A 7,909-nucleotide genomic window follows, 5' to 3' on the forward strand; every position below is an offset into this window, starting at 1 on the left:
AAGCCCAAAACCTTTAGCTGGCTTGGTTTACAGGCGATTGTCGCCCCTTGAACTCCTCTAGTTCCCACTTGGTGAACCATAAATTTTCCCTAGCGGTTAAATCCATGTATCGGCTGTAATAGCTGTAATTTGGCGTGTCAATGCTGACGCTCCAGCAACGTTCATGAGAGTTAGGCTTCCGAGTAGAGCCGTTCCATTCAATAATGATTTCTGGATTAGCTTCACTCCAAAACTGGTGTGAACAAAGTTTTACTACTCGCTTCATTTGAATTTCACCTCATCAATGCTTACTGAAATTATGCGCTCGCGTTTCATAGACAAGGGCGCAATCCGCTTCTTTCACCTCTATCATCAGTTCACTCATGGGTACTGCCTCGCTTCAATGCTTTAACTGTTGAGCGTTCTTCTTTGGTCAACTGTTTCCAAACCGCAGCTTTAAACTTCTCTGTCCAGACTGATACCAGTTCCTCAATCAAGCCCCAGGATTGATCCGCAATACACTCCCTAATCAGTTCCACATTAGCAGGAACGTCGGTGTTCACATCATCACATTTAACCACTCGAACAGAACCATCTTCCTTAGAATGAGCATCACCTTGATTCGGTTCTAATTCCCCATCTGACAAAGATTCATCTGTTGTTGTCGAAGGTATCTCTACTGGTGACGGCTCTTGTGATGCCGAGTGTGACTGCCCTTGTGACGGCGCAAAACCCTTACTGTGATTCCCTTGTGATGGCACTGAGATTATGGGCAACTCTTGAGGCTGATTTTCTGGCAATACTTTTTGATTGTCTGGGCGTTCTAAGTCAATTTCTCCTTTAAGTTGATCCAAATTTTGATGATTGATTTTTTCAATCAAATCAGGGATTGTGCTGTCACCAGGATCAAAGTCCTTATTTATCAGGGATTGTGAACCGTCACCTGTGCCATCACTACTGCCGCCACCTGTGCCGTCACCTGCAATGATTCTTTGAGCCAGGGTATAGTCATGAGTTGGAATATTGTCATCCATACCGACAATTCTTAGGCGCAATCCGCGAATGAATTTTCCGGTCTTGGTCGCTTCCTTCTCTACCTCCCAGCCCAGGACACTGCGGCACAACTCTAATAAATCAGGTGAGAAGTTATTGTGATGTTTGGCATGATTGCCCGACTTGCGGCAATAGCTGTTATACGAGCCGAATAATGTCACCGGAGTAGAACCGTCTTCTCCTTCATGGCGATCGCTGCCTACTGGTGTTTTCGCCATTGGGTCATAAATGATGTGCTGGTTAATCCAAGCAGCGATAGAATCCACGCGGGTGCGGTTTTCCCAAAATTCCAAGGCACATTCGGGAATCTCTTGTAATCCCAGTAATACGTTAGTAACGTGTTCATCGGGAATACTTAGAACATAGTTGGTAAACGCAGATAATTCCGGCGCAAACACTGCTTCTAGGTTTCGCCGTTTTGAAGGTGGCACTTCTTTATTACAAGGGACAGTAATCACCCGGCGCTTGACGCGGCTGGCTGATTCGCCCATGAAAATCGGCAGGTTGGACAGCACCAATGCCATGCCATCGTAGCGATATGGAAACGCCTTTTTCCCTTTCTCCTCAGCTCTTAGCAGGTCTTCCCCAGTTAACGACAGGAATTTCCCCAGCTTCCCAGTTTGCTTGTCTTCATCAGGGAACAGTACCAATCGCTTGCGGTAGGCGTTAGCTGCCTCAAATCTGTTATTACACCATTCCTCAAGAGTTGTGGTGTGGACATTCTGTTCACCAATTAAATTCACCACTAGTCGGCTAAAACTGCCCTTACCCGTACCGCCAGGGCCAATCAGGTGAAGAAATTTTTGCAGGTCATGTCTGCCCTTGATGACGGCGTTACAGTAGCACAGTAACAAGTCTTTGATGGCATCGTTACCGTTAGATAGGTGATTGAGGAACGCGTCAATTTCTGACCAGTTTTTAGCATTAGGATCGTATTCTCGTGGCAGTTGCCAAGTCAGGCGATAACTGGGGGAGTGGGGTAAAAGCTTGCCTGTGGATATCTCCACCACACCATTAATAAAGGGCAACATTTCTCTGGGGGAAGCCTCAAGCCATTTGCGAACTATCAGTTGATTTCGCATGGCTTTGACGATGTTGGTAATGTAGGTGTGGGAGTTGTAGCCTTCAATCCCCTTGCTGGCAAGTATCTGTGAGACGATCGCTTCGATAAATTCGTTGGTTTCCGGCGACCAGACCCCAGCAAAATCAGCCTCATAGCGCATCCACAGGGCAATCTCATTGTTAAAAGCCAGTCGGTCACGGTACTCTTGGGCTATCTCACGCCCTATCTTATCCGCAGGCGGCACTCGAAAAGTTCTGCGCTTTGAAAATTGTTTTTCTAAGGAGACGATCGCCGTTTCATAGGCATCATCAAAAGCCCCTGCTCCCTGATTGACAATCAAATCATCCAGCCCCTTACCGTCTTTTGCATCCCAGTTTACATTAGCCGCGTAGCAATCTCGCTTCTCTAATGCTTTGTGCAGTTTCCTTGTCCCTCTGGCTACTGCTTTTTTGGCACTGCGCTTTGTGTCCTGGTCAAAGGCGATGAGCCATCCTGTTTCCTGGCTGGCGAAAGGAATTAAATCTTCTATCAAGCAGGCATTAATCCCAGTTGCGCCGCATTCGCAGCCATAAAGACCCATCATCACATATCCATTGGAGATGGCACACAGGGCTTTCTTGCCGCCCTCGGTGATACCTCTTTCTATGGACGATTCTTTGAGCCATTGCCAAAAGCTACCAACTTTTGGCACTTTTAGGCCGTAGCGTTCCCCTATCATCTGCCGCGCTTCGGGGGGTACAGGGGGCAAAAATGCTCGATTGCCGCCGCCTTTGGGCGCAAGATACTTGTATGGGCGTTCCTTATCTTCGTCCCATAAACTGACCATTACCTGCCATACTGAACCATCTTCATTCATCAAAAACGCGGCATACAACGGCTCGTTGGCTTGATGCCCAAATCGCTTGTAATCCCAGCCTAAAGCGTTATGGATTGGGGTTTCTACATCACCGCCAAGAACACATTCAATATCTTGGTGGAATTCGACACAGGCATCAAATACTTCTGTTGCAATCCCTGAACCTTCAATGAATGACTGGCGAATAAACGCTTGGAATTGTTCAAAACTCTCAAATTTGTTCCGCCGTTCCTCAAGTGGGCTGCTGTTGAAGGTGGTATGGTGTGGTACTAACTCTTGATTTGATGAGGTGTACTGCGCTAAAATTGACGCAGAAATCAAATCTTCTCGCTGTGCGCCATGATGTGACAGTCCGGGCGCATTTGGCGTTTCTAGTTTATTCATTTGTGGCTCCTGAATTTAGTGATTACTTTCGGTAAAGATTGAGTAATCCCTTTCACTTTCAGGCACACCACTGTTAGGCTAGAGTTATAAAAATTTATAAACAGATTGCGGTAGGACTGACCGCTTTGGTGACGACTGGTAATCGTCTTGGTATGCTTGGCTCTAGCACTAAGAGAGTGGCTGCCCCAAAGTTAGGTTGGGACTACCCTTTTTTTTGTGCCTTTTTAGGGCTGTATTTATGAAAACATGAATTTATAGCCTGTGCGCGGATAAAGGTAAGATTCTCTGCGCCTTGCTATGAAAGATGAATAGTTAACTTCAATGGTGCTAATCATTTTTTAGCTTGCCTGCTTTAATTAATTCTTGTTCTATATACTCAGTAATCCTTTTACTCATGTCTGTACCTATTTCTGTGCAATACGCTTTAAACAGCCGTCTGTAATCTTCTGGCATGATTATGCGAACTTGCACCATTTTCTTCTCTTGATCACTCATAAAAACCTATGCACAGTATAGCCACTACAGCCACCAAAAAAAAGCAGTAGTGGCTATATAGGATTTTATTGCTGTGTAGCCACTATTGGATAAATAATGGCTATATTGTCTTTATAGCCACTATAGCCATTTTATGTTAGATTTATAGATGTGAGCGTAAAACGGACGATAAAGCTTATAAAAAGCCATACTAAGGAGCAGAAAATAAGCAATTCCTTGCTGAAGCGTGAGTAAGACTCAGGCTCCTCCAAATGATAGGGATAAGAAAAACAAACAACCGCCATAAATACCCAAAACAGTTAGCAACAGCCACATCTATATATATGCAGTGTGGCTGCTACTAGCTTTTAAGGAGAAAGCAAGTGTACAACATTTACTTTGCAGATATTGGCAACTTCACCAGCATTACAGCCCTCAAAGGTGAAAAGCCCCGTGTGATGCGCTCAGTCTTTCAAGATGTGACCTACACCAGCGCCAGGGATTACGATACCGAAGATTCACCCAGCGTCAAACTAGACAATAAAGTATTAGTTTTGGGAGAACGTGCCACCAAGCAGAAGAACCCACAAACCGCCGCCGAGCGAGGCAAACAGTTACCAGAATTTGTTAAACCTTTCACCCTGGCAGGACTAAGGCAAGATTTTGAGGGGACTGTCCGGTTCTTAGTACCAGAGCGTAATCATTGGGAAGAAGATGCTATCCGTCAAACTTTGATTGCAGATCATCAAATCACAGTTAACGGTAGAAGCTATAAACACCGCATCAAAAATGTTGAGTTTTACCTAGAAACTGATGTGGCTGTAGCCAACGGTTACAAAAAAGGCTTTCTCAACTCCGGCGATACACTCGGCATCGACATCGGTGGTGGCACTACTAACTATGTTGTGATGACTCCCGGTGGTGAAATTCTCACCCGTCGTTCAATCCCGAAGGTGGGCGGTGTCTCCCTGGCTAACGACATCATCAACTCTGACTTAATGCAGAGTTACGCCAAGCGCGATAACGTTGCATTCAAAGTGGCCAAGATGATGGATGCTGTAGCTGACGGTTCTTTCACCTACGGGCGCAAGTATGATTTCAGTTCAGTCTTCCCTGGCTTATTAGAAAACTGGTTTAACGGGTTGATGGACGGCATTACCACAGCAGCTAACGATTATCTAGCAGATGTCACCAACATCATGCTGATTGGTGGATGTGCCAATTTAGTACGTCATAAATTGAGTGCTAAACCAGGATTTTATATTCCTGTTGACCCTCATCTTTCCAATATTCAAGCATTGTTGGCTATGTGAAGAAATGCAAGTACGTTTAGCAGCACTCGTAGCTGCAAAAGTTGAGGGAATAAGACTTTCACTCAACTATTCAAAGCTGAGTGATACCGTAAATCTGCTGTTGGATGCAATCAAACATCAATGGGACTTAAAACTCTCTGATTTGTCACAGATTGAGACAACCGAAACAAGAGTGAGACTAGATAAACGCCATTTAGATTGGTTGTCACAATACGGGTTAGAGCGAGGGATTCCTATAGCCTGTGTCACAAATTTATTAATTTCGGAATACTTGGCAGGCAATGTAAGCAGTTTTCAAACACCTCTAACAAATCCTGTTCTTCAACAGCCTGAAATTCCGCAAGAAGTCACAACAACTGAACAAACACAACTGATAGAAAAACCGAAAGGGTCAGCATTAATTAGGAGTCTCAAATTATGAGTCAAACGCGTGTAGTCCTGGACGAAAAGCACATTCCTAAAGCCAAAGAAATCATTGAACAGACAGGAATCAACACTTACTCTCAACTATTTACCATCCTGTTGGTTAACTACGGTGACGCGCTTGTTAAGTCTTTGAGAGGTAGCAATGAGTAACTTAAATAGGGTCTACGATTCAACCCTACTAACCAATTCCAAAGTCTATCAAATAGATAGAACACTATATCAGTACCTCTATAAAACGGGTACAATCCAGCATCCACGCGTACCACTTTCGACCTCTGGCAGGACAACGAAAGAAGGCTGACTTATTGCTCAATCACAAGTCTTTAACTACTCGCTGTTATGAAGTATCAGGGATGAGTACCAATGCTTCGGTTATCAGCCAAGAATCACTGCAATTGTCAATATTTTGAGGTGAATTATGAACACTCAACCACTCCCAGAATTGATTGCACAAGCCCAACAATTAGTAACTCAAATTCGGCAGCATCCACAATATCAAGGCTTACATTTTGATTGTGATGTAACGCTTGGGGATGTCACCCAGTTTTTCAATACTCTGCAATGGTCGGCAGCAGCTTCTACTGTGGACGTAGAGAGAGAAGGATTTTTTCAGTGATGGGGAGAGCGATCGCTTGACTGGACACCGAGCGATGCCTAACGGCAAAGCTACCGCTAACGCACCCACCGATGAATGTATCTCCGCCTAATGAAGAATACACTACACAAGGATTTTACCAAGAATGAATAAACCCATTGGCTACTTCACAAGCACCATGCCAGGAGATGGTTCCTACTTGGATGAGCTTCAGCAACAGTATGGCAGCACATTTGAGCAACTAGGCAAGGTAGAAAAACTATTGCTATTGCACTCTGTCGTCCAAAATCTCTTGAGTGCAGAGATAAATGTTCAAGGTGGTTCAGCAGCAGTAGAGGCACTTTCAACAGTCTCTCCAATTGTCCAAGGTATTCATAAACGAGTGCAGATTGGCGACCACCTGGGACTGGCAGAGGCATTGATTAATCAACTCAAATACCAACGCTAGGGGTGAAACATGACTCGTAATTATGGAACCGCCAAACTGAAAAACCATATCCCTGGTAATGCTCCTGGTACGCTCAACGCAATGGGCAAGCTGTTTGATGTGTCGGCAGAAGACTTTAACAAAGCCGTTTTAGGCGACCAAGCAGTAATCACGAGAATTGCAGATATGGCGCGATTGTCTGACACTGCCAAAGCGAACTTACCCAAGGCATTGTCGGCATACCGCAAAATCATTGAAACCACCGGGGATGTTAACTCTGCTTACGCGGAGTTGGTGCAACTGACCCAGAAGCACGGAACGCAAACGCTCAAAGCCATCAACTCATCGAAACAGGGCGAACAGCGTTTCAAAAACGAAATGACCGAAATGCAGTCTGAACACGTTAACGCTACGACTGCCGAAGCCACCCGCCACGCTCAACGGTCAAGCCTGATTCAGATATCAGGCGCGACGGCTGACTTAATGGCTCTAGCAAAATACGAGGCGGATTTAATTAAGGCATCCAACAAACTACCAGAAGCCCAAGACACAGCAGATCGCGCTTATGAAACTGCTGTAACTAGGGCATTGTGGACAAACGGTAGTGAAGCTCTAACAGACAGAATACCAAAGCCCAACTATTCCCGCACTGCTGGGATTAGCCGTGTAGGGCAGTGGTTCAGGAATTTTATGGGTATCTAACCATAGCCAATAAAAAGCCAGAGTCAGAGGAACTCTGGCTTCTCTATGCTCAGTTGTGTTGTGTGGCGTAGAAGTAACAATGAATGAACTTGAAACTCTACTATCTCAATTTCACTCCAACAGTAATCAGTCTCCCTCAGCCCTTTGGGGTGAACAGCAACAAACCAAAACTAATCCAGAGAATGAAGACAGCGAACGGTTAGAGCAGTCTATCCGCGATGTCTTCAGCAACAAACAACTGCTAAACAAAGCATTGGCCACATTCTTGGGAGTGTTCACCGCCAATGCTGGAGTGAGTTTACTAACTAGTCTTGGGATTGGGGCGATCGCTTCTGGGACACTCGGCAGCATTGTACTGGGGTTATTTTTCGCTGATACCCTGACCAAAATTCACTATGACGGCAGAATCCACATTGGTAAAGACTTCATGGTAGCAACTGCCTCCACAGTGAGTGTAGGGGCTTCGCTGTGGATTGCCTTTGACGAATATAGGGCAGTGTCCAAGGCATCTAGTGTAGGTAAGACGCGGTTCTATCAAGAGGTGAAAAACTATGAAGTTAAGCCAACTCCAAAGAATGAAACACGGGTGAACGAAAAAAGGTGTGGGAGAGTAGTTAGCGAGCATCTTACGCTAACA

Annotated in this window: 10 protein-coding genes and 1 pseudogene; 8 read left to right on the top strand and 3 right to left on the bottom strand. The window is 45.1% G+C overall.

What is annotated here, in order from left to right; genetic code table 11:
• Nucleotides 1–13 precede the first annotated feature (13 nt).
• The 3 genes from AC5JL8_RS00170 to AC5JL8_RS00180 all read right to left on the bottom strand — a co-directional run bounded on the left by AC5JL8_RS00170 (nucleotide 14) and on the right by AC5JL8_RS00180 (nucleotide 3,830).
• On the bottom strand, nucleotides 14–265 hold the full coding sequence (locus AC5JL8_RS00170) for a hypothetical protein (protein WP_495877760.1): 252 nt from the start codon (nucleotides 263–265) through the stop codon (nucleotides 14–16).
• A 91-nt stretch (nucleotides 266–356) separates the two neighbouring features.
• Nucleotides 357–3,335, bottom strand: a complete 2,979-nt coding sequence (locus AC5JL8_RS00175) for a DUF3854 domain-containing protein (RefSeq protein ID WP_495877761.1) — start codon at nucleotides 3,333–3,335, stop codon at nucleotides 357–359.
• A 327-nt stretch (nucleotides 3,336–3,662) separates the two neighbouring features.
• A complete protein-coding gene (locus AC5JL8_RS00180; protein ID WP_495877762.1) occupies nucleotides 3,663–3,830 on the bottom strand; it encodes a hypothetical protein in 168 nt (55 codons plus the stop codon).
• A gap of 362 nt (nucleotides 3,831–4,192) precedes the next feature.
• Between AC5JL8_RS00180 and AC5JL8_RS00185 the strand changes: the two genes are divergently transcribed.
• From AC5JL8_RS00185 to AC5JL8_RS00220, 8 genes and pseudogenes are all read left to right on the top strand, one after another.
• Nucleotides 4,193–5,122, top strand: a complete 930-nt coding sequence (locus AC5JL8_RS00185) for a ParM/StbA family protein (protein ID WP_495877763.1) — start codon at nucleotides 4,193–4,195, stop codon at nucleotides 5,120–5,122.
• Between the two features lie 4 nt (nucleotides 5,123–5,126).
• On the top strand, nucleotides 5,127–5,543 hold the full coding sequence (locus AC5JL8_RS00190) for a hypothetical protein (RefSeq protein WP_495877764.1): 417 nt from the start codon (nucleotides 5,127–5,129) through the stop codon (nucleotides 5,541–5,543).
• Nucleotides 5,540–5,698: a hypothetical protein gene (locus AC5JL8_RS00195; protein WP_495877765.1), complete on the top strand. Its 159-nt coding sequence runs from the start codon at nucleotides 5,540–5,542 to the stop codon at nucleotides 5,696–5,698. The genes AC5JL8_RS00190 and AC5JL8_RS00195 overlap by 4 nt, the downstream gene beginning before the upstream one ends.
• Nucleotides 5,691–5,958 (top strand): annotated as a pseudogene (locus tag AC5JL8_RS00200) (hypothetical protein). The gene AC5JL8_RS00195 and the pseudogene AC5JL8_RS00200 overlap by 8 nt, the downstream one beginning before the upstream one ends.
• Nucleotides 5,959–5,966: 8 nt before the next feature.
• Complete coding sequence (locus AC5JL8_RS00205) at nucleotides 5,967–6,164, top strand: hypothetical protein (protein ID WP_495877766.1); 198 nt, start codon at nucleotides 5,967–5,969, stop codon at nucleotides 6,162–6,164.
• Between the two features lie 124 nt (nucleotides 6,165–6,288).
• On the top strand, nucleotides 6,289–6,591 hold the full coding sequence (locus tag AC5JL8_RS00210) for a hypothetical protein (RefSeq protein WP_495877767.1): 303 nt from the start codon (nucleotides 6,289–6,291) through the stop codon (nucleotides 6,589–6,591).
• Between the two features lie 9 nt (nucleotides 6,592–6,600).
• The gene (locus AC5JL8_RS00215; RefSeq protein ID WP_495877768.1) at nucleotides 6,601–7,272 is read left to right on the top strand and encodes a hypothetical protein; all 672 of its coding nucleotides are present in this window, start codon (nucleotides 6,601–6,603) and stop codon (nucleotides 7,270–7,272) included.
• A 79-nt stretch (nucleotides 7,273–7,351) separates the two neighbouring features.
• Nucleotides 7,352–7,909: hypothetical protein (locus tag AC5JL8_RS00220; protein ID WP_495877769.1), on the top strand; the 558-nt coding region annotated here is incomplete at its 3' end.

Source organism: Mojavia sp., assembly GCF_059505145.1.

Bases quoted from the DNA above. Each gene is read 5' to 3' on its own strand.
- AC5JL8_RS00170 (WP_495877760.1), bottom strand. From the start codon at position 265: ATGAAGCGAGTAGTAAAACTTTGTTCACACCAGTTTTGGAGTGAAGCT.
- AC5JL8_RS00175 (WP_495877761.1), bottom strand. From the start codon at position 3,335: ATGAATAAACTAGAAACGCCAAATGCGCCCGGACTGTCACATCATGGC.
- AC5JL8_RS00180 (WP_495877762.1), bottom strand. From the start codon at position 3,830: ATGAGTGATCAAGAGAAGAAAATGGTGCAAGTTCGCATAATCATGCCA.
- AC5JL8_RS00190 (WP_495877764.1), top strand. From the start codon at position 5,127: ATGCAAGTACGTTTAGCAGCACTCGTAGCTGCAAAAGTTGAGGGAATA.
- AC5JL8_RS00195 (WP_495877765.1), top strand. From the start codon at position 5,540: ATGAGTCAAACGCGTGTAGTCCTGGACGAAAAGCACATTCCTAAAGCC.
- AC5JL8_RS00205 (WP_495877766.1), top strand. From the start codon at position 5,967: ATGAACACTCAACCACTCCCAGAATTGATTGCACAAGCCCAACAATTA.
- AC5JL8_RS00210 (WP_495877767.1), top strand. From the start codon at position 6,289: ATGAATAAACCCATTGGCTACTTCACAAGCACCATGCCAGGAGATGGT.
- AC5JL8_RS00215 (WP_495877768.1), top strand. From the start codon at position 6,601: ATGACTCGTAATTATGGAACCGCCAAACTGAAAAACCATATCCCTGGT.